The 25653-nt window shown below is 32.7% G+C and carries 25 protein-coding genes; 4 read left to right on the plus strand and 21 right to left on the minus strand.

What is annotated here, in order from left to right; translation table 11 throughout:
* The first annotated feature begins 78 nt into the window (after positions 1-78).
* Positions 79-549, plus strand: coding sequence for a hypothetical protein (locus PUH65_RS07335; protein WP_305519230.1), 471 nt, complete (start codon positions 79-81; stop codon positions 547-549).
* 675 nt (positions 550-1224) lie between these two features.
* Here PUH65_RS07335 and PUH65_RS07340 read toward each other — a convergent pair.
* The 9 genes from PUH65_RS07340 to PUH65_RS07380 all read right to left on the minus strand — a co-directional run bounded on the left by PUH65_RS07340 (position 1225) and on the right by PUH65_RS07380 (position 9532).
* Complete coding sequence (locus PUH65_RS07340) at positions 1225-1887, minus strand: porin family protein (RefSeq protein ID WP_305519231.1); 663 nt, start codon at positions 1885-1887, stop codon at positions 1225-1227.
* Positions 1888-1909: 22 nt separating this feature from the next.
* Positions 1910-2782, minus strand: coding sequence for a succinate--CoA ligase subunit alpha (gene sucD, locus PUH65_RS07345; RefSeq protein ID WP_193810710.1), 873 nt, complete (start codon positions 2780-2782; stop codon positions 1910-1912).
* Between the two features lie 22 nt (positions 2783-2804).
* Complete coding sequence (locus PUH65_RS07350) at positions 2805-3398, minus strand: hypothetical protein (RefSeq protein ID WP_305519233.1); 594 nt, start codon at positions 3396-3398, stop codon at positions 2805-2807.
* 45 nt (positions 3399-3443) lie between these two features.
* Complete coding sequence (locus PUH65_RS07355; protein ID WP_305519235.1) at positions 3444-4355, minus strand: LpxD N-terminal domain-containing protein; 912 nt, start codon at positions 4353-4355, stop codon at positions 3444-3446.
* Between the two features lie 72 nt (positions 4356-4427).
* A complete protein-coding gene (efp, locus tag PUH65_RS07360; RefSeq protein ID WP_305519237.1) occupies positions 4428-4991 on the minus strand; it encodes an elongation factor P in 564 nt (187 codons plus the stop codon).
* 58 nt (positions 4992-5049) lie between these two features.
* Positions 5050-5838, minus strand: a complete 789-nt coding sequence (gene lpxA, locus PUH65_RS07365) for an acyl-ACP--UDP-N-acetylglucosamine O-acyltransferase (protein WP_305519239.1) — start codon at positions 5836-5838, stop codon at positions 5050-5052.
* Positions 5839-7236, minus strand: a complete 1398-nt coding sequence (locus PUH65_RS07370) for a bifunctional UDP-3-O-[3-hydroxymyristoyl] N-acetylglucosamine deacetylase/3-hydroxyacyl-ACP dehydratase (protein ID WP_305519241.1) — start codon at positions 7234-7236, stop codon at positions 5839-5841.
* The gene (lpxD, locus tag PUH65_RS07375) at positions 7229-8260 is read right to left on the minus strand and encodes a UDP-3-O-(3-hydroxymyristoyl)glucosamine N-acyltransferase (RefSeq protein ID WP_305519242.1); all 1032 of its coding nucleotides are present in this window, start codon (positions 8258-8260) and stop codon (positions 7229-7231) included. Before lpxD ends, PUH65_RS07370 begins: the two co-directional genes overlap by 8 nt.
* A gap of 60 nt (positions 8261-8320) precedes the next feature.
* Positions 8321-9532, minus strand: a complete 1212-nt coding sequence (locus PUH65_RS07380; protein WP_305519243.1) for an HD domain-containing protein — start codon at positions 9530-9532, stop codon at positions 8321-8323.
* A gap of 246 nt (positions 9533-9778) precedes the next feature.
* Between PUH65_RS07380 and PUH65_RS07385 the strand changes: the two genes are divergently transcribed.
* A complete protein-coding gene (locus tag PUH65_RS07385; RefSeq protein WP_305532397.1) occupies positions 9779-11320 on the plus strand; it encodes a PglZ domain-containing protein in 1542 nt (513 codons plus the stop codon).
* A 128-nt stretch (positions 11321-11448) separates the two neighbouring features.
* Positions 11449-12210, plus strand: coding sequence for an exodeoxyribonuclease III (locus PUH65_RS07390; RefSeq protein ID WP_305519245.1), 762 nt, complete (start codon positions 11449-11451; stop codon positions 12208-12210).
* Between the two features lie 145 nt (positions 12211-12355).
* Here the strand turns inward: PUH65_RS07390 and PUH65_RS07395 are convergent, their stop codons facing one another.
* From PUH65_RS07395 to PUH65_RS07440, 10 genes are all read right to left on the minus strand, one after another.
* Entirely contained in the window at positions 12356-12733 is a 378-nt protein-coding gene (locus tag PUH65_RS07395; RefSeq protein ID WP_305519246.1) for a septal ring lytic transglycosylase RlpA family protein, read from the minus strand.
* Positions 12734-13076: 343 nt separating this feature from the next.
* Positions 13077-14378, minus strand: coding sequence for a 30S ribosomal protein S12 methylthiotransferase RimO (rimO, locus tag PUH65_RS07400; RefSeq protein WP_305519247.1), 1302 nt, complete (start codon positions 14376-14378; stop codon positions 13077-13079).
* A gap of 170 nt (positions 14379-14548) precedes the next feature.
* Positions 14549-15406, minus strand: coding sequence for a glucose-1-phosphate thymidylyltransferase RfbA (rfbA, locus tag PUH65_RS07405; RefSeq protein WP_305519248.1), 858 nt, complete (start codon positions 15404-15406; stop codon positions 14549-14551).
* A gap of 1 nt (position 15407) precedes the next feature.
* Positions 15408-16487: a dTDP-glucose 4,6-dehydratase gene (gene rfbB / locus PUH65_RS07410; protein WP_305519249.1), complete on the minus strand. Its 1080-nt coding sequence runs from the start codon at positions 16485-16487 to the stop codon at positions 15408-15410.
* A 190-nt stretch (positions 16488-16677) separates the two neighbouring features.
* Entirely contained in the window at positions 16678-17223 is a 546-nt protein-coding gene (rfbC, locus tag PUH65_RS07415) for a dTDP-4-dehydrorhamnose 3,5-epimerase (protein WP_305519250.1), read from the minus strand.
* Positions 17224-17234: 11 nt separating this feature from the next.
* Entirely contained in the window at positions 17235-18230 is a 996-nt protein-coding gene (locus PUH65_RS07420; RefSeq protein ID WP_305519251.1) for a glycosyltransferase family 4 protein, read from the minus strand.
* 97 nt (positions 18231-18327) lie between these two features.
* Positions 18328-19227 carry an NAD-dependent epimerase/dehydratase family protein gene (locus PUH65_RS07425; protein WP_305519252.1) on the minus strand — a complete coding sequence of 300 codons (900 nt, stop codon included), beginning with the start codon at positions 19225-19227 and terminating at the stop codon, positions 18328-18330.
* A complete protein-coding gene (locus tag PUH65_RS07430) occupies positions 19224-20318 on the minus strand; it encodes a glycosyltransferase (RefSeq protein WP_305519253.1) in 1095 nt (364 codons plus the stop codon). Before PUH65_RS07430 ends, PUH65_RS07425 begins: the two co-directional genes overlap by 4 nt.
* A gap of 95 nt (positions 20319-20413) precedes the next feature.
* Positions 20414-21133 (minus strand): glycosyltransferase family 2 protein, encoded by a 720-nt coding sequence (locus tag PUH65_RS07435; RefSeq protein WP_305519254.1) that lies wholly within the window; start codon positions 21131-21133, stop codon positions 20414-20416.
* Complete coding sequence (locus PUH65_RS07440) at positions 21130-21978, minus strand: glycosyltransferase (protein ID WP_305519255.1); 849 nt, start codon at positions 21976-21978, stop codon at positions 21130-21132. Before PUH65_RS07440 ends, PUH65_RS07435 begins: the two co-directional genes overlap by 4 nt.
* 146 nt (positions 21979-22124) lie before the next feature.
* Between PUH65_RS07440 and PUH65_RS07445 the strand changes: the two genes are divergently transcribed.
* Positions 22125-23210 carry a hypothetical protein gene (locus PUH65_RS07445; protein ID WP_305519256.1) on the plus strand — a complete coding sequence of 362 codons (1086 nt, stop codon included), beginning with the start codon at positions 22125-22127 and terminating at the stop codon, positions 23208-23210.
* 60 nt (positions 23211-23270) lie between these two features.
* On the opposite strand, the gene PUH65_RS07450 is transcribed toward PUH65_RS07445, so the two are convergent.
* The gene (locus PUH65_RS07450) at positions 23271-24332 is read right to left on the minus strand and encodes a hypothetical protein (protein WP_305519257.1); all 1062 of its coding nucleotides are present in this window, start codon (positions 24330-24332) and stop codon (positions 23271-23273) included.
* On the minus strand, positions 24325-25530 hold the full coding sequence (locus PUH65_RS07455; RefSeq protein WP_305519258.1) for an EpsG family protein: 1206 nt from the start codon (positions 25528-25530) through the stop codon (positions 24325-24327). The genes PUH65_RS07450 and PUH65_RS07455 overlap by 8 nt, the downstream gene beginning before the upstream one ends.
* Positions 25531-25653 lie beyond the last annotated feature (123 nt).

Below are 25653 nucleotides of genomic sequence, written 5' to 3' on the forward strand. Positions count from 1 at the left end.
TTTGTATCATATAGTGATATTTATAAGAGAGAATTGTACGCAATTCTCCAAAATCAACATCACAAAACAAAAAAATTTATGAAAAAAATATTTTTAGTTTACATATTATTTTTGGCAATTATTAACATTAATGCGCAAAAAATATTTAAAGAAATTCCATCAAAAAAAGTAAACGCTGAAAAAGTGAATTACGCAAAAGGATTTATCTCTGCATTTCTAAAAAAATGTGAAACTAAAAATTACACAACCACATATTCTGAATTTAAAATTTCTGACCATTTACTAACCTTTTTGGACAAAAATAATATCAAAGTTTGTGAAAATAATGAAAAAATATATGGAAAAATAACACTACAAGATATTAATTCGATTTATAATGATAGATATACAAATTTATATAACCCATTAGAATTATATATCTTTAATGTTAGTACAGAGAAGAATAAGGAAATTAAATATATAAGTATTTGGATGACGCAAAATGAAAAAATGATAGATGGAATATGGATTTCTCGTGAAAAGCCGCTAAAAAAAAGTAAAGTAAACTAAAGAACTGCGTACAAAAATGTATTTCCATTAGCAGGTCGGAAGTTCCTATCATCAAGATTTTTGCTAATTGTTCAATTTGTTATATTTACAAAGACTTGTTATAAAAACTCCCCGCCAACAGAAATACCCAACCGTTAACAGAAAGTGCATTCAAGACTCCGTTAAAAAGTTAGGTTCTGAAATGAAGAAGAGATTTATAATTCTTTTCTTTTTATGCAAGCGTTTAGAGTCTTAAAAAAATAAAACTTTTACCAAAGTAATAATTTAGACTTCAAAAAGATATATTATATCTACAAAGAGGGTTATATCATCCGCGAAAAAGATTATGCAACCTTCAAGAATAATTACAGCATGCACAAAGTAGATTATACTATCCTCAAAGAGAATTATAGCATCCACAAATGCGATTATAGTAGCCTCAAAGAGAATTATAGCATCCACAAATATGATTATAGTACCCTCAAAGAGAATTATATCACCCAAAAGAATGATTATAGTACCCTCAAAGAACATATTATAGAACACTTACAGAAACACCTTCTGTTAATATATTCTATGAATGAAAAATATACCAGATCAACTATCCCTGACAATTCACCTGCACCAACAATCAACATCATAAAAAAAATTCCATCAAAATTAATTGATGGAATTTTTATGATGATTGCTCAATAGTTATTGAAAAATATAACTCAGTCCGACACTCAGGACTTGTTCAGATTTTTTCTTAGCACTGTTAGGGTCTATAGCAGAGTCCTTCATTAAGCCTTTATAGGTATTGCTTAATCCAAGATCATATCTCACTGCGAGTTCTATTTGTCTCATGTAAGAATAACCGATACCTAAGCCTACACCAAAGTTAAAACTGTTTGCTTTACCATTTATGCCAGTGTCAGGATCTCCATCTACCGTGTATCTTAAAGGCGCACCTGTAACTTTTTGATTCACCAAAAAACTAAATCTTGGACCTGCCATCGCAAAAAACTCAGATTCTGCCTCAGAGAAGAATCCTTTAAAATAAATCGGAATACTGATATAGTTATTGGCATAAACTGCGTCGTAACCAGGAGTACCTTTTGCATCTTTATCTTTTCCAGATTCACCAGCACCAAAGTATTCCAGTTGTGGTTGAATGTAAAACTGATCATTACTATCCACAGGGATTAGCGCCAATGCTCCACCGTAAAAAGAAAATCTTGGTCCGGAAGGATTGTGAGCATTACTGACTCTGGAGTAAGTTCCACCAGCGGTAATTCCGTACCTCGTGCTGCTAAAATCAATCTGAGCCGATACTAAAACGGCTGACAATAATGCCGAACTTAAAATTAATTTTTTCATAACTATTTGTGTTTTGTGTGTTTTATCCTAAAACTTTGGCAACGGTAGCACCAATCTCTGCTGGAGAATCTACAACGTTGATTCCGTTTTCTCTCATAATAGCCATTTTCGCTTGAGCGGTATCTTCATCTCCACCAACGATTGCACCTGCGTGACCCATTGTTCTACCTTTTGGAGCAGTTTGTCCTGCAATGAAACCTACCACTGGTTTTTTAGAACCACTTTCTTTGTACCATCTTGCTGCTTCTGCTTCTAAGTTACCACCGATTTCACCGATCATTACCACTGCTTCAGTTTCTGGATCATTGATGAATAATTCTAAGGCTTCTTTTGTAGTGGTTCCAATGATTGGGTCACCACCAATACCGATTGCCGTAGAAACTCCGTAACCTGCTTTTACAACTTGGTCAGCCGCTTCATAGGTTAAAGTTCCTGATTTAGAAACGATTCCAACTTTTCCTTTTTTGAAAACGAAACCTGGCATAATACCGATTTTCGCTTCATCAGAAGTAATAATTCCCGGACAGTTTGGTCCGATCAATCTGCTATCTTTGTCAGCAAGGTATGCTTTAACTTTCACCATATCTTCAACCGGAATACCTTCTGTAATACAAACGATTACTTTGATTCCTGCTTCAGCAGCTTCCATAATCGCATCTGCTGCAAATGCTGGTGGCACGAAAATAATACTCACATTAGCTCCAGCTTTTTCTACTGCATCAGCAACCGTATTAAATACTGGTTTACCTAAATGCTCAGAACCTCCTTTTCCTGGAGTAACTCCACCTACTACGTTTGTTCCGTATTCAATCATTTGACCTGCGTGGAAAGTTCCTTCATTCCCTGTAAATCCCTGTACGATTACTTTAGAATCTTTGTTTACTAATACTGACATTTTTTATTATTTTAAATTTATTTTAATTGCTTTTTAACTTAAGTTCTTCATATTTTAAAAGGATCGATAACATGCCTTCATCAAATGTGGCCGCGTATTTTCCTTCATCTATCACTCCTTCCATCGAAGGTTCATCTTTGAAAAATTCTTTCAATTTTTTCTTTGGAATGCCTGTGAAATAAATAAATCCTATTCCTTTATTTGATTTTTTATTATAGAGAAAATCGTTGCTGTTTTCACCGCCTCCCATATTGGTTGAGTAATAATTGCGATACCATTCTAAAACTTCTCCATCATATATTCTTTCCAAAAGTCTTTTTTTATCTTCAGATTTATTGATGAAATGTCTCATTTTTCCATTGAGATCAACAAAAGAGAGTTCTTTTATTTTAGCGGCTTCTATTTTACTTTTTTTCTCGTTTTCTCCAATGATTTTCACTTTTTCATTGAAACTAGATCCATAAATAAGTGTAGGCGTAAATAGATTTACCTGTACGTTCATTTTAGTATTTAGCGTATCATTATCTTGAGTAATGATTTTTACATCGATTGTTCTGCTCTGCGAGAAACAGAAATAGATCAAAAACACAAAGAAAATAGAGAGATATCTTTTCATACTAAAAATAAAGAAGTGTAAAATTAATGTTTTTTAATGATTTCATCATTTTGCTTTACTCAGATCTCTAAGGGTAATATCTTTTCTTAAATACTGCTTGAATTCTTCGGCAATTTGGCCAAAATAAACTCCTTTTTTCAAGTCTCTGTTAGCTCCACATTTTGCTAAAAGTACGGTTCCACTTTCGATACGAACACCAGAAGCCATTCCTACCTGTCCCCAAATAGTCACTTCATCTTCGATAATGCAACATCCTGCGATTCCAGTTTGAGAGGCGATCAGACATTTTTTTCCGATGATGGTATCATGACCAATTTGGATGAGATTATCTAAAACGGAACCTTCGCCAATGATGGTAGAATCTGTAACGCCACGATCGATGGTACAACTGTTTCCGATTTCTACATTGTTTTCAATGATGACATTTCCGACTGAAATTAAACGGTCAAAATTTCCGTCCAGTTTTCTGTAATAAAAAGCATCTCCACCAAGAACCGTATTGGACTGAATGATGACGTTATCGCCAATTACCGTTCGATCTCCAATCACTACATTAGGATAAATAATACAGTCATTTCCGATTTTCACATTATTACCAATCACTACGGAAGAATGAATTTGCGTTCTCTCTCCTACTTCCAGTTCGTGAAGGGTTTCGCCGAAATGGGTAATCTTTGTAAAGAGGGTATTGATTTTATTAAAATCACGGAAAGGATCGTCAGAAACCAACAATGCTTTTCCTTCTGGACAGTCCACTTCTTTATCAATCAGAATAATTGTGGCGGCAGAATTCAGAGCTTTGTCATAATATTTCGGATGATTTACAAAAACAATTTCCCCACTTTTAACCCGATGAATTTCATTGGTTCCCAAAACAGGGAAATTTTCGTCGCCAATCATTTTAGCGCCAATAATTTCTGAAATACTTTTCAGGGTTTGTGGTTTTGTAAAAATCATAAATATTTAATTTTACATTAAAAGTTACGGTTTTTGAATAAAAAATTCACCACCCGAAACTTACAACGCGATTTATTTTACTCTTTCTAAGTAAGATCCGTCTTCGGTATTTACTTTAATTTTATCACCCGCTTCAATGAATAAAGGAACCATTACTCTGGCACCAGTTTCTACGATTGCATTTTTCAAAGCGTTGGTTGCTGTATTTCCTTTTACGCCTGGATCTGCTTCGGTAACTTCTAAATAAACTGTTGGTGGGATTTCAGCTGATAAAGGAGACTCATCAGAATCTTTTAAGATGATGGTCACTTCTTCACCTGCTTTCATGAACTGAGCGTTTTCAATCATTTCTTTGTCAAGATAGATTTGCGAAAAATCGTCATTATTCATAAAGTGATATCCATTATCATCTTCATATAAATACTGGAATTTTCTGGTGATTACTTTCACTTCATCAATTTTATGACCTGCAGAAAAAGTATTGTCTAAGACTTTACCATTGGTAACAGACTTCATTTTTGTTCTTACGAATGCTGGACCTTTACCTGGTTTCACGTGTAAAAAATCAATAACTTTGAAAATATCGTTACTGAATTCGATACACATCCCTTTTTTAATATCGTTGCTTGTTGCCATTTATTTTAATAGTTGATAGTTGATAGTTTAAACTTAATTAAGTTCTGTTTGATTTTATTTATTCTTTACCAGAGCCATATCCTTTTACGATTCCTCTTGGGGAGTTTCTAATGAACTCCAGGATTTCGTCGCGTTCGGCAGTCGGTAGCATTTCTTTTTCAATATAACTTGCTGCCTGCGAAACATTCATTTTCATTTGAAAAACAGCGCGGTAAATTTTTTGGATTTCAAAGATTTTATCATTCGTAAAACCTCTTCTTCTAAGACCCACAGAATTTATTCCCGCATAAGTCATGGGTTCACGAGCCACTTTTACATAAGGTGGAATATCTTTTCTTACTAATGTTCCGCCGGAAATCATGACATGTTTACCAATTTTACCAAACTGATGCACGGCTGAAAGTCCACCCATCACTGTATAATCACCTATTTCTACGTGACCTGCAATTCCGCAACCATTAACAATGATCACATGATCGCCAATAATACAATCGTGAGCAATATGAGAGGTCGCCATGATGAGGCATTCTTTACCAATTTTGGTATAACCAAGGGCTTTTGTTCCACGGTTTACGGTAACGCATTCTCTGATGGTAGTTCCATCGCCAATGATGACTTGGGTATCTTCACCATCAAATTTTAAATCTTGTGGGATTGCCGAGATCACAGTTCCTGGAAAAATTCTGCAATTTTTCCCGATTCTGGCTCCATCCATAATGGTTACATTAGAACCTATCCAAGTACCTTCTCCGATTTTCACATCACCTGCAATCGTCGTAAACGGTTCTATGGTAACATTTTTACTAATTTTCGCACGCTTATCAACGGCTGCTAATTGATGGATCATTTACTCGGGTTTATTTTTGGCAACCTGCGCCATTAATTCTGCTTCAACCACAACGCTGTCACCTACATAGCCATAACCTTGCATGTGAACAATACCTCTTCTAATCGGCGAAATCAATTCAATTTTAAATACCATCGTATCTCCTGGAACTACTTTTTTCTTGAACTTCACTTTATCCATTTTAATAAAGTAAGTTGAGTAATTTTCTGGATCAGGAACACTTGCTAAAACCAAAATCCCACCGGTTTGGGCCAATGCTTCTACTTGTAAAACACCTGGCATGACTGGTTCTTTCGGAAAATGCCCAACGAAAAACGGTTCGTTCATTGTTACATTTTTCAATCCAACAACATGCGAATCAGAAAGTTCTAAGATTTTATCGATCAATAAAAACGGTGGTCGGTGTGGCATCAATTTCATAATTCCATTGATGTCGTAAACCGGTTCTTTATAAATATCGATATCTGGAACATTTTTCTTTTTCTGTAATTTCCATTGTCTGTTTAATTTCTTCGCAAACTGGGTATTTACAAAATGTCCTGGTTTATTGGCAATCACTTTTCCTTTTATCTTAACACCAACTAAAGCCAAGTCACCAATAACATCAAGTAATTTATGACGTGCCGCTTCATTTGGATAATTTAAAGTAAGATTATCTAAAATACCATTGGGACGAATCGAAACCTCATCTTTTCCAAAGGCTTTTTTCAGTTTATCAGAAGTTTCTGCAGTAAGTTCTTTATCAACATAAACGATTGCATTAGAAATATCGCCACCTTTAATTAAACCAGCATCCAAAAGCATTTCTAATTCATGTAAAAAACTAAAAGTACGTGCCGCAGAAATTTCAGTTTTGAATTCAGAAATATCTTTTAAAGTGGCATTTTGGGTTCCCAATACTTTGGTCCCGAAATCAACCATCGTTGTTACTTCATAAGTATCAGATGGAATGATTGTAATTTCTGAACCTGTAACAGGATCGCTATAACTTAACACTTCTTTTACAACCAGATATTCTCTGGCAGCACACTGTTCCTTAATTCCTGCTTTCTCGATTGCTTCTACGAAAAACTTAGAAGAACCATCTAAAATTGGTGGTTCTGCACTGTTCATTTCCAAGATAGCATTATCGATATCACATCCTACCAAAGCAGCAAGCAAGTGTTCGCAAGTATGGATCCGCACTCCTAATTTCTCCAGAGTCGTTCCTCTTTCTGTAGTAGTCACATAGTTGACGTCTGCTTCGATATGAGGATTGCCCTCTAAATCTGTCCTTACGAAAACGAAACCTGTGTTTTCTTTTGCAGGTTTCATGGTAAGGGTTACTTCGCGACCAGTATGTAGTCCGATTCCGGAGAGAGAAATCTCTTCGTTTAAAGTTTTTTGTTTATCACTCATTAGTGTTATCTTTTGAGTTGAGCTCAAGATTATTTATTCGTTTAACAATATCGGTGAAATTTCTGAAATGCACATAGTTTCTTCTATATTCACCAGCGTTGATGGCAGGTGAACCATAGAGAATTTCACCGTCTTTGGTGCTAGAGTTCACACCACTTTGTGCCTGTATTTTTACTTGGTTGCCAATTTGAATATGGCCTACAATACCGACTTGACCGCCGATTTGATTCCAGTCTCCAATTACGGTAGAACCTGCGATTCCTGCTTGAGCAGCAATTACATTATTCTGTCCAATTTTCACATTATGAGCAATTTGGATCAAGTTATCGATTTTAGTCCCTTTACCGATAATAGTTGAACCGATTGTTCCTCGGTCAATACTACAGTTAGAGCCAATTTCTACATGATCTTCCAAAATTACATTTCCTAATTGCGGGATTTTTTGATAACCATCTTTGGTCGGTTGAAAACCGAAACCATCTGAACCAATTACGGTATTGGAATGAATGATACAGTTATCGCCAATTACGCAATAATCATAGACCCGTACGCCACTGTATAAGACACAGTTCTTACCAATCTTCACATTTTTTCCAATAAAAACTTGTGGGTAAATCTGAGAACCATCGCCAATTTTCACCTTTTCAGATACACAGGTAAAAGCACCTACGTATACATTTTCGCCTACAGATGCAGACTCGTGAAAAACGGCTCCATCTTCGATTCCTGATTTACGACCTTGCATTTCTTGATACAAATTCATTAAAACCTGAAATGCCAGATAAGCATCTTCAACTACAATAATAGTTGGTCGGTACGTTTTTTGGGTTAAAAGTTTCTCGGAAACAATTAGAACTGAACACTTTGATTGATTAATATGTTCTGCAAACCTTTCTTGTGCAACGAAAGAAAGATGGCCATCTTCGCCACTTTCAATAGGCGAAACGCCTGTGATTAGCGCCTGCTCATCTCCTATGATTCTTCCGTTAATAAAATTTGCAATCTGCGATGCGGTAAATTCCATATCCTGCAAAGATAACAAATTCCCAAATATTCCAAATCATTTATGCAACAAATAACTGCTTTAAATTTCTCGTGGAAATGATAAAATATACTTGGTATTCAATTGGTTGATAAAGGAAGAGAGAATTTGATTCTCAGAATGGTCCAGCGTTATTTTTTGACCATCCTTTTGCAGTAAATAAATTGGTTGATGTTCTGCATTATATGGCATCAGATTTCTAGAGATTTGATCTACCAGATCTGAACCAATATCTGCTCCAAATTTCAGGTTTGTTTTCGCAATCTTATCCTCTATAAATTCCTGTTCAAAAGGTTTTGATGAAATAATGGTTTTAGGAAATTTTCTTTCAATCACACAATTACACAGATACGATAAAATAACGTCTTCATTTTTCGTCCAGAATTTTATGGCTTGAATAACATCATTGTCATCGAGTTCTGTAAAACGTTTAATGTCTTCTTCAGTTGCTTTTTCAAATTGATTTTTGTGCAGGAAATAGGCCAGGTTTTCTGAAGCAGGAAGTTGTTTCCCCTGAGAAACTAAAAATTTCGCACGATCCAAAATCTTCACCAAAAGGTATTCTGCCAAAGCAGAAGTCTTATGATAATACACTTGCCAATACATAAACATTCTTGCAGTCAAAAAGTTTTCGATAGAATAAATACCTTTCGCATCAATGACCAATTCATCGTCGGAAACATTCATCATCGAAATAATTCTTTGGGTATTTACATTTCCCTCCGCAACACCAGTATAAAAACTGTCGCGTTTTAAATAGTCTAAACGGTCAACATCAAGTTGTGATGATATTAATTGGTTAAAGAATTTCCGCTGATACTTGCCCTGAAACATTTCTATCGCCATTGAAAGTTCACCAATAAATTCCTCATTCATTTTATTCATTAGCAATAGCGATAATTTCTCGTGATGCCAATCATCCATCAGCATATTTTCTAAAGCGTGAGAAAAAGGGCCATGACCAATATCGTGCAGAAGAATTGCCAACAATGCAGCTTTCTCTTCTTCTATTGAAATTTTTACTCCTTTTAATTTTAAAGTCGTCAATGCAGTAAACATTAAGTGCATCGCTCCTAAAGCGTGATGAAATCTAGTATGTGTTGCGCCAGGAAAAATTAAATTTAATAATCCTGTCTGAGAAATACGTCTTAATCTTTGAAAATAAGGATGTTCAATAACATCAAAAAGGATTTCGTGAGGAATATTGATAAATCCGTGAACCGGATCATTGATGATTTTAAATTTATTGGTCATAATAGATAGTTCGATTCAGCAAATTTACAATTTAGTTTTAAGGATCATTAAAGTCAAGCAACAGATTAAAGAAGATTAATAGAATGTCTTTATTAATTCCATTTAAATTTAACGGAACTTTAACTTGTGTTTAAAGAAAAGTTGGCAGTTTTTGGTTGTATTTTTGATGACACTAAGATCATAGAATTGCGCCTATTAATGAACCATTAATACACGATTCTTAAAATATTAAACAAAAAAAATTAGATGGCAAAAGTTATTTGGATAGACGATGAAGTAGATTTACTAAAACCTCATATTGTATTTTTAGAAAATAAAGGATATCAAGTTTCACCCGTAAATAATGTGAATGAAGCTTTGGAAATGATTGAAAAAGAAAATTTTCAATTGGCTTTGTTAGATGAAAATATGCCCGGAATATCTGGCCTGGAAGCGATTCCAATGATTAAAAATATCGACTCTGCCATTAAAATTGTAATGGTTACCAAGAACGAAGAAGAACTGATTATGGAACAGGCAATCGGGTCTCAGATTGCGGATTATATTTTGAAACCGGTGAATCCCAATCAGATTTTGCTTTCATTAAAGAAAAATCTTCAGGAAGAAACATTGGTTGAACAGAAAACGATTCTTGAATACCAACAGGAATTCCGAAATCTTTCGATGGAACTTTCTTATTTGAGAACCTATAAAGACTGGGCAGAATATTATAAGAAAATTCTGAATTGGGAAATTAAATTTGATAAAGTTTTCGACAGTGAGTTTTCGGAACTGTTGCAATCTCAAAAAGAAGAAGCCAATATTCAATTCTCTAAATTCATCGAAAACAATTACGAAGAGTGGTTGCATTCATCAGAAAAACCAATGATGAGTCATACTTTATTTAAAGAAAAAATAAAACCAGAACTGGAAAAAGAAAAAGTTCTTTTGTTAATGATTGATAATCTTCGCTACGATCAGTGGAAAGTGATTGAACCATTATTCACTAAGTTTTACCAAAAAACTTCTGAAGATTATTACTACAGTATTCTTCCAACGGCCACGCAGTATGCAAGAAATGCTTTCTTCGCTGGATTGATGCCATCGGAAATTGAGAAAAGATTTCCACAACATTGGATTAACGATAACGAAGATGGGAATAAAAACGAGCATGAACGCGATTTTTTAGAAGATCAAATGAAGCGCCTTGGTTTGTCTGGTAAATCGATGAAGTACTTGAAAATTTTAAATTCTGATTTTGAAAGAAAAATCCTGGATGATTTTAACCAACACAAAAACAACGACTTATTGGTAATTGTTTATAATTTCATCGATATTTTATCGCATGCAAAGACCGACAATGTAATTGTAAATCAATTGATTAGAGATGACAAAACCTTTAGATCATTAACTTATAACTGGTTTGAAAATTCTTCTTTATTGAAAATTATTAAACAAGCGGCAGAAAGTGGTTTCAAACTCGTTATCACCACGGATCACGGAACGATTTACGTAAAGAAACCCAGTAAAGTAGTTGGCGACAGAGAAACATCAACCAATATTCGGTATAAAACAGGAAGAAGTTTAACCTATGAAAATAGTGATGTTTGGGCAATTTCTAATCCGGAGAAATTATTTTTACCGAAAGGAAATTTAAGTTCGAAATACATCTTTGCGAAAAATAATATCTTCTTGGCGTATCCGAAAAATTACAATCACTTTGTGAATTATTATAAAGAAACTTATCAGCACGGTGGTATTTCTTTAGAGGAATGTATTATTCCGATTAGCATATTAGAACCCAAGTAGTTTATTTTCATAGTTTATTTCTTTTGGGCTCTAGGGCGGGAAAAGCGAAAGTTTTTTCCGCTTTTTTCATGCTGTAAATCCTCGCCAAACGAAAAGCAAATTCGTATTTTTGAACCTTAAACTTATTTATGAAAATCATCTCTTACAATGTGAACGGAATTCGGGCCGCTTTTACCAAAGACTTTTTGGGCTGGCTTACCGTTGCAAATCCAGACGTCATCTGCATTCAGGAAAGTAAAGCTGGGAACGATCAAATCGATATTAAAAGTCTGCAAGAAAATGGCTACTACAGTTTCTGGCATTCTGCGCAGAAAAAAGGATATTCTGGTGTCGGAATCGCTTCTAAAGTTCAACCCAAACATATTGAATACGGTTGTGGAATTGAACACTACGACTCTGAAGGCAGAATTATGCGTGCAGATTTCGAAGATTTCTCGGTAATTTCGGTTTATGTTCCGTCGGCATCAAATATCGAGCGACTTGATTTTAAAATGAAATTCTGCTACGATTTCTTAGCGTATATAAAAGAGCTAAAGAAAACGATTCCTAACCTTATTATATCTGGTGATTTTAATATTTGCCACTACGCGATTGATATTCACAATCCGGAAGGTTTAAAGAACACGTCAGGATTTCTACCCATGGAAAGAGAATGGATGACTCAGTTCATCGAAGAATGTGAGTTGATTGACAGTTTCCGGTTTTTCAATGATCAACCCGATAATTATTCGTGGTGGAGTTACCGACAAAATTCGCGCGCCAGAAATAAAGGCTGGAGATTGGATTATAATTTCGTATCTTATACTTTGAAGGATAAACTTTCGCGTGCGGCAATTTTGAGTGAGGCAGTGCATTCTGATCATTGTCCAGTTTTGGTGGAATTGTTTTAATCTTGAATGACATTATTAGAATAAAATATCACTTTAATTTTTAGAGAATAATTCGAAAAGGTACGATTCTTGTCTTTTCTTTAGGGAGGAGGTCAAATAAAAAAGCCAACTCTTAAGAATTGGCTTGATTGTTTTAACATTAATGTTAGTCGTTGTCGATAATTTCGTATTCTACGGGCATTGTTCCTCTTGCAGGATCGCCGATTGATTTGTACGCCGCTTTTGAAAGATCAAGTGCTCTGGAAGAATGAAAAGGACCGCGGTCATTTATTTCTACTACTACACTTTTTCCTGTTCTCAGGTTGGTTACTTTAACCATAGTCCCGAATGGAAGCGTTCTGTTGGCTGCGGTTAATTTTGAATTACTGAAAATATCTCCGCTGGCCGTTTTTCTACCGTTAAACTTATCGTGGTAGAACGATGCAAAACTTGTTTTTTTGGCATCTTCGGTATTTGTTTTAAAATTAAACAAACCGAGTGTTGAAATCATCATTATGATTAGGAGTGTTCCTCTTTTCATCATTTTGAATTTATTTTTGTGGGTTTTGACTTTGCAAATTTATTCCGAAATTGACTTATACAACACCCAAGTAGTTAAACACTCTTAACAAATTGTTAAATTTTTGTTAACAATGTCTGTATTCTCCTTAATAGCAGCATTTAACAAACATTGTTAAATTGTGTTAAAATTAAGCATTAAATGTTAATGATTTTAACTAAACATTGCATAACACCTAAACACTACAAGCAATAAAACCCTGATTATCAATTAAATAAATAAAAAATACTTCCAGGAATTCTGGAAGTATTTTTTTGATGATTATCTTTATAGTATTGTCAAAAAAATGACCAATAATTGCTAAATATTAAACCAATTCGCCATATAAATCGAACTCTTCTGCAGCGGTAATCTTGATATCGGCAAATTCTCCGATTGACAAATAAACGTTTTCTGCTGCTACTAAAACGGTATTGTCTACATCTGGCGAATCGAACTCTGTTCTTCCTACAAAATAATTTCCTTCTTTACGATCGAAAATACAACGGTATGTTTTACCAATTCTCTCCTGATTCTTTTCCCAAGAAATCTGAGATTGTAATTCCATGATTTCTTCTACTCTCGCTTCTTTTACCTCTTGAGGAACATCGTCTTCTAAAACGAATGCCGTAGTATTTTCTTCATGCGAATAAGTGAAACAACCTAAACGATCGAATCTTTGCTCCCGAACCCATTCTTTCATTTCCTGGAATCGCTCTTCTGTTTCTCCCGGGAAACCAACAATCAATGTAGTTCTAATCGCCATATCTGGAACCATCTGTCTGAATTTCGCCAATAATGCGTTGGTTTTTTCGTGAGAAGTTCCTCGTTTCATGGCTTTCAACAAATCAGAATTAATGTGTTGTAAAGGAATATCGATATAGTTACAAACTTTCGGTTCGTTTTTAATAATCTCTAGAACATCTTCCGGAAAGCCAGTTGGGAATGCATAATGCAGACGAATCCACTCAATTCCTTCTACTTTTACCAAACGTAAAAGCAAATCGCCTAACGCTCTTTTTTTATAGATGTCTAAACCATAATAGGTTAAATCCTGTGCAATTAAAATAAGTTCTTTAACTCCTTTTTTCGCTAATTTCTCTGCTTCAATCACTAAATTTTCGATTGGTGTTGAAATATTCCCACCTCTCATTAAAGGAATTGCACAAAAAGAACATGGTCGGTCGCAGCCTTCAGAAATCTTTAAGTAAGCGTAATGTCTTGGAGTAGTAACCATTCTTTCGCCCACCAATTCATGTTTATAATCTGCACCTAGATGCTTTAACAATAAAGGCAAATCGCGAGTACCGAAATACTGATCAACATCTGGAATTTCTCTGATTAAATCTGGTTTATATCTTTCTGACAAACAACCGGTAACAAAAACCTGTTCAACTTCGCCTCTGTTTTTTGCCTCTACAAATTCTAGAATGGTGTTAATGCTTTCTTCTTTAGCATTATCAATAAATCCGCAAGTATTGATTACAACGATGTCTCCTTTATCTTCGTGAACCACTTCCTTTCCGTTGGCTTGTAATTGTCCCATCAACACTTCAGAATCATAAACATTTTTGGAACATCCAAGAGTTACGATATTGATTTTCTTTTTTCCGACGGATTTTGTACGCATAATTTTAAAGTAATAAGTTGATTAGCAGTGGCTAATTTTTGTGGGTGCAAATTTAGTGATTTATTTGTTACAGAAAATTAAAAAATGACTTGATCTTTTAAAAGAAAAAATCCTTTAAGATTAAGATTTCTTAAAGGATTTCCGGTTTTACTTGATATTGAATAGCAATACTAAACCAATTTTTTTAAGTAATCACCATAACCGCTTTTACCATATTTCTCGGCTGATTTCAGAAGTTGTTCTTTATTAATGAAACCTTTCGTATAAGCGATTTCTTCGATACACGAAATTTTGAATCCTTGTCTTTTCTCTAAAACTTTTACAAATTCTGAAGCTTCATGTAGAGAATCAAACGTTCCGGTGTCTAACCAAGCGGTTCCACGAGACATCACACCAACTTCTAATTGTCCTTCTTCAAGATAAATTCTATTGATGTCGGTAATTTCTAATTCACCTCTAACAGAAGGTTTCAAATTCTTGGCATATTCTACAACCGAATTATCATAGAAATATAATCCAGGAACTGCAAAGTTTGATTTTGGATGTTCTGGTTTTTCTTCAATAGAAACGGCTTTCAAATTTTCATCAAATTCTACAACTCCATATCTTTCAGGATCAGAAACTTGATACGCAAAAACGCAACCTCCTTTTACAGTCGTTTTGCTTTCTAATAATTTTGCTAAACCAGTTCCATAAAAAATATTATCTCCCAAAACTAATGCTACTGAATCATCACCGATAAATTCTTCACCCAAAATAAAAGCTTGTGCCAAACCATCTGGACTTGGTTGAACTTTATATTGAATATTACACCCAATCGCAGAACCATCGCCCAAAAGTTTGATGAATCCTTCCTGATCGTGCGGTGTTGTAATGATTAAGATATCTTTAATTCCGGCTAACAATAACGTAGAAAGCGGATAATAAATCATCGGCTTGTCGTAAACCGGCATTAATTGCTTGCTAACCGCGATGGTTAATGGATAAAGCCTTGTTCCGGAACCTCCGGCTAAAATAATTCCTTTCATGCTAAGAATATTGTTTATTGTAATAATCTTGATAGTTTCCGGATGTTACATTTTCCAACCATTCTTTATTTTCTAAAAACCAATCAATTGTTTTGCTTAATCCCTGTTCAAAAGTTACGGAGGGTTTCCAGCCGAGTTCTTTGTTGAGTTTTGTAGCGTCGATGGCATAACGTAAATCATGACCTGGACGATCTTTCACATAAGTGATGAGTTTTTCTGAGTGTCCCGCTGGATTTCCAAGTTTTTCATCCATTTGTTTGATGAGTTCTTTGACCAGATCAATATTTTTCCATTCGTTGAAACCTCCGATATTGTATGTTTCTCCGGTTTTTGCTTCAAAAAATATCTGATGGATCGCTTTGGCATGATCAATAACGTAGAGCCAATCTCGGGTATATTTTCCGTCGCCGTAAATCGGAAGCGGTTTTCCATTCAAAATATTAGAAATACACAATGGAATTAATTTTTCCGGGAAATGATTGGGACCATAATTATTGGAACAGTTTGAAATAATAAATGGCATTCCGTACGTATTTCCATACGCTCTCACCAAATGATCGGACGCTGCTTTACTCGCAGAATAAGGAGATTTCGGGTCGTAAGCCGTGGTTTCTAAAAAGAATCCTGTTTCGCCCAAACTTCCATAAACCTCATCAGTAGAAACATGGTAGAATAAATTCTTTCTTGTTTCATCAGGGAAATTCCCGTGTTGATGATCTGGGTTCAGAGTCCAAAATTCTTTGGCTAAATTCAAAAGATTTGCCGTTCCGTTGACATTGGTATTAATAAATGCATTTGGATCGGTGATGCTTCTGTCAACATGAGATTCCGCAGCTAAATGAATAATAGCGTCGGGATTGTATTTTTCGAAAACTTTTCTTAGTTCGTCAACTTTCGTAATATCTGCTTTTTCGAAAACGTAATTGGGTTCATTTTCGATGTCTTTTAAATTCTCTAAATTCCCTGCATACGTTAAAGCATCAAGGTTGATGATTGTAGAATCAGGATGATTTTTCACAAATTCGCGAACCACGTGAGAACCGATAAATCCAGCGCCGCCGGTGATGATTATGTTTTTCATAGTTTTTGACTGAGTGCTTGAGTAATTGGGTTATTGAGTTAATGAGTCATTGAACTAACAGGTATTTAATAATATATTTTAAGAATTTAGACGATTGATTGTAAGTCTTTTATCTTTCATCTATTTTCTTTAATCTACTTCATTCTCAAAACTGTTTTTAAACTTTTTACCCTATATTTAATAACTTGATTTAAAAATTATTTTCTGCAAAGGTTGGTAATTTTTCATCTTTTTCGGAAAGAACGATTGCTTCTTCCGGTAACTTCCAGTCGATGTTCAAATCAGGATCATTCCAGATAACGCTTCCTTCTGCTTCTTTATGATAGAAATTATCACATTTATAAGCAAAGATTGCTTTTTCAGAAAGCACAGAAAAACCATGTCCGAAACCTCTAGGAACGTATAATTGCAATTTGTTTTCGGGAGTTAATTCCACCCCGAACCATTTTCCGAAAGTGGGAGAATCTTTTCTAAGATCTACGGCAACATCCCAAACCTTACCTTCTAAACAGGAAACCAGTTTTGCCTGAGCATGTTCACCTTTTTGCAGATGAATACCTCTTAAAACTCCATAAGAAGATTTTGAAACATTATCCTGCACGAAATGGCCGTTCATTCCAGTGAGTTCTTCAAATTTTTGTTCGTTGAATTTTTCATAAAAATAACCACGATCGTCTTCGAAAATGGTAGGTTCAATAATGTAGCAATCTTTGAGTGGGGTTTCTTTAATTTTCATCAAATTTTTACTTAGGAATTTAAAATTGTCTTTTTCACTTTGTCTTTAACTACTAAATATAAAATAACAGTAGGTAGCAAAATTACTAAAAAACTAATCAAATCAGACCAATTTGACATTATTACAATTACATTTATTAGAAGTTGTATTAAGCCATATAAAGAACTTACTAAGAGATGAGATATCTTTTTATCGTTTGCAAATAATTGGTAAAGATGTCTGCGATGAGCATCAAATATATTCTCCTTTAATCTTAATCTTTCAATAATGGTTAGGATTGTTTCAGCACCATACACCATTAAAAAAAGCACCCATTTTATTTGCCCGGTTTTGAACATTAATAAAGACAGAAGTGTTATAATCCAAAATGCTATTCCCATGCTGCCAATATCACCAAGAAAGCACTTTGCTTTTTTTCGGAAATTAAAAAACAGAAAAACAACGGATGCAAGTATTGGATAAATTATAAAATCATGATTGACAAATTCAACCACACATTGATTAATATACAAAAGTGAACTCAGTACTACCAAACTATATATACCAGACATCCCATTAATTCCGTCCATAAAATTATAAGCATTAAGAATACCGATAATCAAGACATAACAAACGGGAATTCCCCACCACGGGAGTAACTGAAATGCATTAAGAAAAAATAGTAGCAAAGTCACCGAAATGAAATGAAAGATCAATCGGATCTTGGTTGATAAGTCCATCATATCATCAATAAAACTAATGATACAGATGGTTAACAAACCAGCACCGAAAATCCAGAAATTTGGTTCTAAAGAATTGTCCAAAGAAAAACGATATCCTTTAAAGAAAAATTCATATCCCATAAAAAACAAAAAAGCAATCGGAAAGATAATTCCGCCACCGCGCAAGGTAATATCGGTGTGTGCACTTCTGTGGTTGGGCTTATCGATGATATTAAATCGGTCCGCAATTTTGAAATAGAACAATTCTAAGACAAAAAGCACGAGAAAAACAGCGAAATACATCATGGGTGTTTATTATCAGATTATTTGCAAAAATATGCAAATTTTTATCTTCATTTGATAAGAATTGTTTTACTGGAGGATTAAGTTTTAATAATGATTGTTATTTACTACTTTTAAATGACTCAATCGTCTTTCTCATCCCTTCTTCGGCGCTTACGGGTAATGAATCGATATTTAATGCGGTTTTGATTTTTTGGTTGGAAACCACATAACTTTCAGTTAATTTTTTTAATCTTTCTGAATTGAGTGGCAATTTTATTTTATCGCCCAGTTTTGCCACACCCGAAATTAAACCCGCTGAAATATGCCATAATTTTTCCTTTTTACCAGAGGTTTTCGCGATAATTCTCACCAATTCGTTTGTCGAGATGGCTTTATCGTCTGCAAAATTATAAATTCCGGAAGGGATATCTGAATTTATGATTTTATCAACCAGGTAATTCAAATTGTCAATACTTAAAAAGGATCTTCTATTTTCAAAACTGGCTAATGGCCAAGGAATGCCTTTTTCTACCACTTTGTAAAGCAGGTTTAGATTTCCTTTGTTGCCCGGACCGTGAATCATACAAGGACGAACGATGAACAGGCGTTTTCCGGAAGGCAGATTTTTTGAAAGCAGATATTTTTCTGCCTCCCATTTCGATTTTCCATAAGGCGTTTGCGGACTGGAAGAATGGTTTTCATCCAAAATACCCTCCAAAGTATCGGCGGTGGCTTTTACACTGCTGAAAAAGAGAAAATCTTTTATTTCTGAATTCAAAAAATCATCAAACAATTTCTTTGTCAGTTCAGTATTGATTTCAAAATATTTTTTGTCGGCAGAAGTGTTCGCCGTATCATGGGCTTTACCTGCCAAATGAATCACAGCATTTGCATCTTTCTGCAAAGAAAAATCAGACTTTCTTAAAGATAATCTATCTATGGTATTTCCCTTTTCTTCCAAATATTTTGAAAGATTAGACCCTACAAAACCGGATGCGCCTGTGATGGTGATTTTCATACATATAAACTTAAATATTTTTTTACCATTTTTTCAGTAGTAAACTCTTTAGCTCTTTCTAAGGCATTTCTCGAAAAATCTGCATACAGCGTAGGGTTATCTATAAACTTAATAATTGCTTTTTGTAATTCAGTACTGTTTAATGGTGCTATTGTAAATCCTGTAATATTATTTAATGAAACATATGGCACGCCTGACTTTAGATTCGTGTTAATCACTGGCAATGCATAGCTTAAAGCCTCTAATTGAACGACACCAAACGCTTCAGCTTCATTAATAGATGGTAACACGAATATATGTGCGTTTTTATAATATTTCTTTAATTCAACATCATTTACATCAGTATGTAGTTTTACTTTTTCTTCCTGATTTGTGGCTTTTATCAAACCCCTAAGTTCTTGTTCCTGTTCTCCATTACCAACAATATCTACTATTACATCAAGATTCCTTGTTGCTTCAATTAAATATTTTAGTCCTTTATATTCTCTTAGTTTTCCTACAAACAAAATTTTCAATTGCCCATTTAATGTTTTTGGATAGATAAATTCATTTTGAGGCTCATAACTCAAAGGTATTATTTCGATTTTGTGTCTATAATACTTAAGTATGGGGGAATATTCAAATAATTGTGGGGAAGTCACCACTATTTTAGTAGCAGAATTTAACAATTGTTTTATTATTGGATTATAAAATTTCTCAATCCACGACCATCGCGAGTTCTCAATATTTGCATGCCACGTAATAATAAAATTTTTCTTCTTTAAAATTTTTAAATGTTTTAATAATGCCAATTCCATAGTTGGAAATGGATAATGATGATTAATCACATCAGAATCCCTAAGATGTTTATTTAATCCTTTAAACAATAAAGAGATAGGTTGACTTTTATAAAAAAAAGATTTATAACGTACCACATTTACATTAAGTAATTTTTCTTTTATTGTCTTACTACTTTTTTCATGATTATTACAAATCACAGTAATATCAGAATCATATTTATTTCTCTTAATACCAACAACTAAGTTTTTAACAACAGATTCCATTCCGCCTTTACTAGGTTCAAAATATTTAATAGTTTGTAATATTTTCATTGTGTTTCCTATTCATTGATAGTTTTTATTGTTTATTACTATCGTTTATATTTAAATTAAATTTTTTAATCTCAGAAATGACAAACTAAGAAATATCAGAATATTCTTTTAATAAAAGCAAACAAGAAAATCACTCTATAGTTCAGTTTAAAAAAAATATTGTTTTTACTCTTTTCACCTGCGTTCGAAACATTTCCCCCATGCCTTCTGTAAGAAAGTAATTTCTTTTCTAAATAAATCACATTACCAAAATATTCATATAGTAAACCAATCCACATATCGTGAGGAACTGGAATAGTGGGAAAAGGCAATGCTTTATCCAAATATCTCTTTCTAATTACCATACAGCAACCTAAATAAGCATTACTTACAATATTTCTACTGATCCCGGGTACTGAAGAATTAATTTTAAAATATGATTCATAAATTACATTATTTGCTTCGTCTATTATTTCTGCATCATGTAAAATTAAGTCATACCCTTGTTGCAAAACTTTAATACATTCCTCTACTTTATTTTTCTTCCAGATGTCATCTTGGTCTGCAAAAAAAATATAATCACCAATAGCGTGTTTCAGAGCATTCTCAAAATTTGAAGTTGTTAAACTAAATTTGAATTTATCTATTTCAGGTTGATGATGTAATAACTTTATTCGCTTATCAGAATAACTTTCAATGATTTTTAATGTATTATCTGTAGATCCGTCATCAGATATTATTACTTCATCATTTACGCCCAATTGCATAAGAATTGAGTCTAATTGTTGCTTCAAAAATTTACCCCCATTATAGGTAGTTACACATACACTTATCATTTGGACAATCTGAGTTTAAGAAAATCAAAAGATTTATATTGTATTGAAAGTTTCACTAACCTTAAAAAATCCGAATTAAAAAAAAGCATACATTTATTTGTTTTTCCTTTTTTAAAAGTTTTTAAATCCCTTAAATATAGACGGTATCTATTAATAGCCTGTTCTTTAGAATTAGTAAAAGATGAAAAATCTTGCAACAATCTAATATTTAAAACTTCATATTGAGTAGTAAATCTAGTACATCTATAGACAAAATCATGATCAGCAAAATCCAGTTTAATTTGTTCATTATAACCTCCTACTTTTATATAAAAGTCAATATTAATTAGCATTCCAGTATTAATGAATGAATTTCCTTTTAATTTCTTAATCCCAGGTTCAACAATTTTATATAAATAAGCCCGGTAACCTATATATTTTGACGGTGATAGAATAGCATTAAAATTAATAAAAACGACAGGTACTTTCAAAAAAATCGTCTCATTTTGTCTTATTGATTGACTGTAACCTTCGTAAAAATTACTTGGTAACATCGTATCTTGGTCCAATAAAACCACCCATGAGAATCCATTTTTTTTTGCAAAATCCACTGCTTTGTTATAAGCAAATGATAACCCAGGATTATTTTTAAACCGATGATAATACACACTAATATGATCCAAATTCTCGGCTACCTCACAATCCCATTCGTTTAAATCAGTATTATCTGCTACAAAAACATATAATTTTTCATTCGAATTCAAAAATTTGCTACATTTAAAACTATCAATTAGTGACTTGTAAGAGCTACAATGATAATATTTCTCTTTGTATGTTACAATAATATAAAGAATTTCTTTTGACATAAAAAAATTAAAAAATATATGTATATTACGCATAAAAAATAATTCTCATGAGAAAATTTTCTACGGTACTATTATTAATTATGTGCACATGTTTTATAAAATCACAAAATTATATAAAAACAAATATTTGGCAAGATACAACATTGATGAATGATTCAAAAGTGGATGGGTTAATTTACATAAAAAAAAATAATGAATATTTTGTTGATAACAATTTTATATTGACAAAAACAATAAAAATTGACGATCTCGAAGACTTAGATGATAATACTAAATTTGAAAAAGCAATACGTTTATTAAAAAAATTAAACGGAGGAACCCTAATAATAAATAAAAATCTCACATTCAACAGGGTATGCACTATCAATAATCTTAGAGGAATTGAAATAATTGGAAACAAATCTACTTATTCTTTACAAGGAGGACAGTTTACTGGCTCTACAATTATATTTAAAAACAATTCGCATCTAATCATTTCAGATTTTATAGATCTAAAAATAAAAAATATTAATTTCATCAGTACAGGAAAAAACCATGAACAAATTATTGAATTATACAAAGGTTATGATTTTGAAATTGATAATGTAAAAATAAGATCAGCAAACTCATCAAAATCTATTGCCCTATCTCTTGGCAAGTATAATGGAGAAAATGCGGTGTTTCAAGGTAAAATTTCGAGAGTAAATATTATTGACGATGATGGAGGCATTGGAGTTTTCACAGGAGATTCTAATACATCATTGGTTTTTGAAACTTGCTATCTGCAGGGATGTAGTTTTAATATAGAGGGGACTATCTATTCGACTTTTATAAGTTGTGCTGTAGATGGAAGCCCTAATAATGCTTATAATTTAAAAAAGGGTCCAAATAGTAATACCCATTCAATAACATTTATTTCTTGTGGAGCAGAAAATGCGAATAAAAGTGGATGGGATATAGATTCTGGGACTACTCTTATCGAAATTATCGCACCACATGCAGGTCATAATAACATAGGTAAGTACAAAAACATTGGAGCATTGCTAACGTTAAATAACTCTACGCCGGTAAATGATGTTAGTAATATAAAAATATCATCTCCATCTTCATTTAACAATAGTAATAGTTGGGATATTTATATTGCGAGTCCTAATGTCGGGGAATTAACATTATTCAATGTATATAAGAAATCATTGCCATATGGGATCGGATATGATAAAAAATGGAATACAAATAATTTGAAAATCTACTAATGCACGGCCAACTAGAATTTAAGATGGTTAAGATTACAATCTTTATTCTTTTGGGCTCATTCAAATTTTTAAATTATTTAGAATAGTAGACCAATAAAATTTTTCTTTTGTATTTTCTTCGATATTATTTATTTTATTAAAATAGCAACTAGGATTCTCTATGATACTTTCCCATTTCTGAAAATCCTCAAATAAGAAAATATTATATTTTGATAAAACATTTTGAGTTTCTTTTAATTGAGTTGAAATCACATTTATACCAGCAGCAATATAAAAAGAATTTTTTGTTGGATAACATAAATTATAATAAAACTTACTACTATCATAATGCAAAATACCATAATCACATTGCGAAGCAATTTGCATGGCCATTTGTTCATTATAGCTTCCGAGATAGACTATATTAGATAATTTTTCTAAATAATCTAGGAGCCATTCACCGTCTGGCCCAACTAAAAACAAATATGATTTACGATTTTCAAAAAGAGTTAAAAGCTCTTCAATACCCCTTCCTTTATTCATTGTACCAACATAAATATATTTGACTTTGAATAAATTATATTCTTTCATAAACATCGTTTCTCCTAATGATTCATCCAGTTTAGGTGCACCGTTAATCAAAACCTGTGAATAATTAGGAGCAATGCGGTATTTTTCTAATACATATTTCTCCATCTGATTGGAAGCAAAAATATATTTGGATTTTAGCGTATTATTAAATATAATGTTTTGAAACTCCTCGTAAAAATTTTCGATCGGCAAATCCAAATCCTTTGCCTGCTCATATGGTAGATCATTAATTTCAAAAATCAAATGATTTTTTTTTGCCAATATAATGATGAATTTTTTTAATAAAAATATCCCAAATTTTCTCCTTAAAATAAATTTTGGGAAAATATTAAAAATACTACCGATATGAATAAATATTTTTTTCCTTCTATATGATAAAATTTGAAATATAAAAACAATTAATCTAAAAAGGCGTACCATTATATTTGAATGATACATATTATAGATTTTGGAATTTTTATTCAAAAAAAAATTATAGAAAGCCCTATTCCTTGCCATTCCTCCATCATCTTCGCTTTCAATAATATGACATATGTATATTAAATTACTCATCACTATTCAGTCTAATATGTTCTTGTAATCTTTCATATCCTGTACTTTTTTTGTCCAGCATTTTATAAATAATATAATTTTGATAAGGTGTATAGGCAATTGCTGTTGGAAATTCCAAAAAGTAAATATAACTATTAAAAAATATGAAAATTGTGCACATACACAAGGTGATTTGCTTTTGATATCGATAATAAAATGACACAATCAGCCATGGAAACAAAATCACCTCCGAAATTAGAAAATAAAACTTGAATCGTTCTGACATTTCATAAAATTCATAAAAAGTAAATATGCAAAAAAACTGAGCTAAAGAAAGATTAAAGAAGATATTAAAATATTGGGACTTTTCTTTTTTGATGATTGTATTTCTTTTTTGGTATGTTAATATTACAAGCAGTATAATCTTGATATAAACATAAAACGAATAAGTATTCCAACCTCTATTTTGTGCAAAAACATCATTGGTAGTATAGGCACTTACTTTTCCGGCCAATAAAGTAAAGCCGTTAATTTGATTCAAAACATCCCCCATTACAACTCCAAGCCATTTTATTTGGAATGAGAAAACAATCGTTGAAATGATAATAACGATTACAACATTTCTAATTGAAGCTTTTCTATTTAGAATGAAATACATAGGCACTAGTAAAATTGAAGTCCAATGAACCGAAGTTGCTAATAAAATAGTTAAAATATATTTTAAAAAATTCTTCTTTTCTAAATATCTTAATGAAAAGAAAAATAATTGGATTGCTAGCCCTTGCCTTAAACCGCTTAAGTCGAATATAAAAAAGAAAAATGTGTAATATACAAGTAGAGAAAAAATAGGCAAAGGAGAATATTTTTCGACATTTTTTTTCAAGAGACCAATTGATACAAGCGAACTAATAAAGATTAAAATTTGTATACCCCCTCCTAATGACTTAATTAAAGAATTCAAAAAGGAATAACCAACATCTAATGTCGGAAATACGAGATCCCATCTGCCATTAACAAATGCTTTATCAATAGGATATGAGTTGTCAATTAAGTATTCGTAGGCAAACCAATCTACTCCAGTTTCATACTTAAAACCCGATACAAGAAATAATAAAAATATTATTATTCCTATTAACGATTTATTCCTTTTGGGGTATTGATTGATCTCGTATAGAGAACAGATTGCAATAAACAAGAAAATGATTAGATAAAAATACATAATTAATTAAATTGAATAAAATAGTTTTTAAATTAATTAATGGTTAAAACATACTATATATTTAACTATTTTATTATATCAAAGCAAAATAATCGAAATAAAATTTCTAATATACTAATTTGC

This window comes from Kaistella sp. SH40-3, assembly GCF_030686865.1.
Classification (GTDB): Bacteria; Bacteroidota; Bacteroidia; order Flavobacteriales; family Weeksellaceae; genus Kaistella.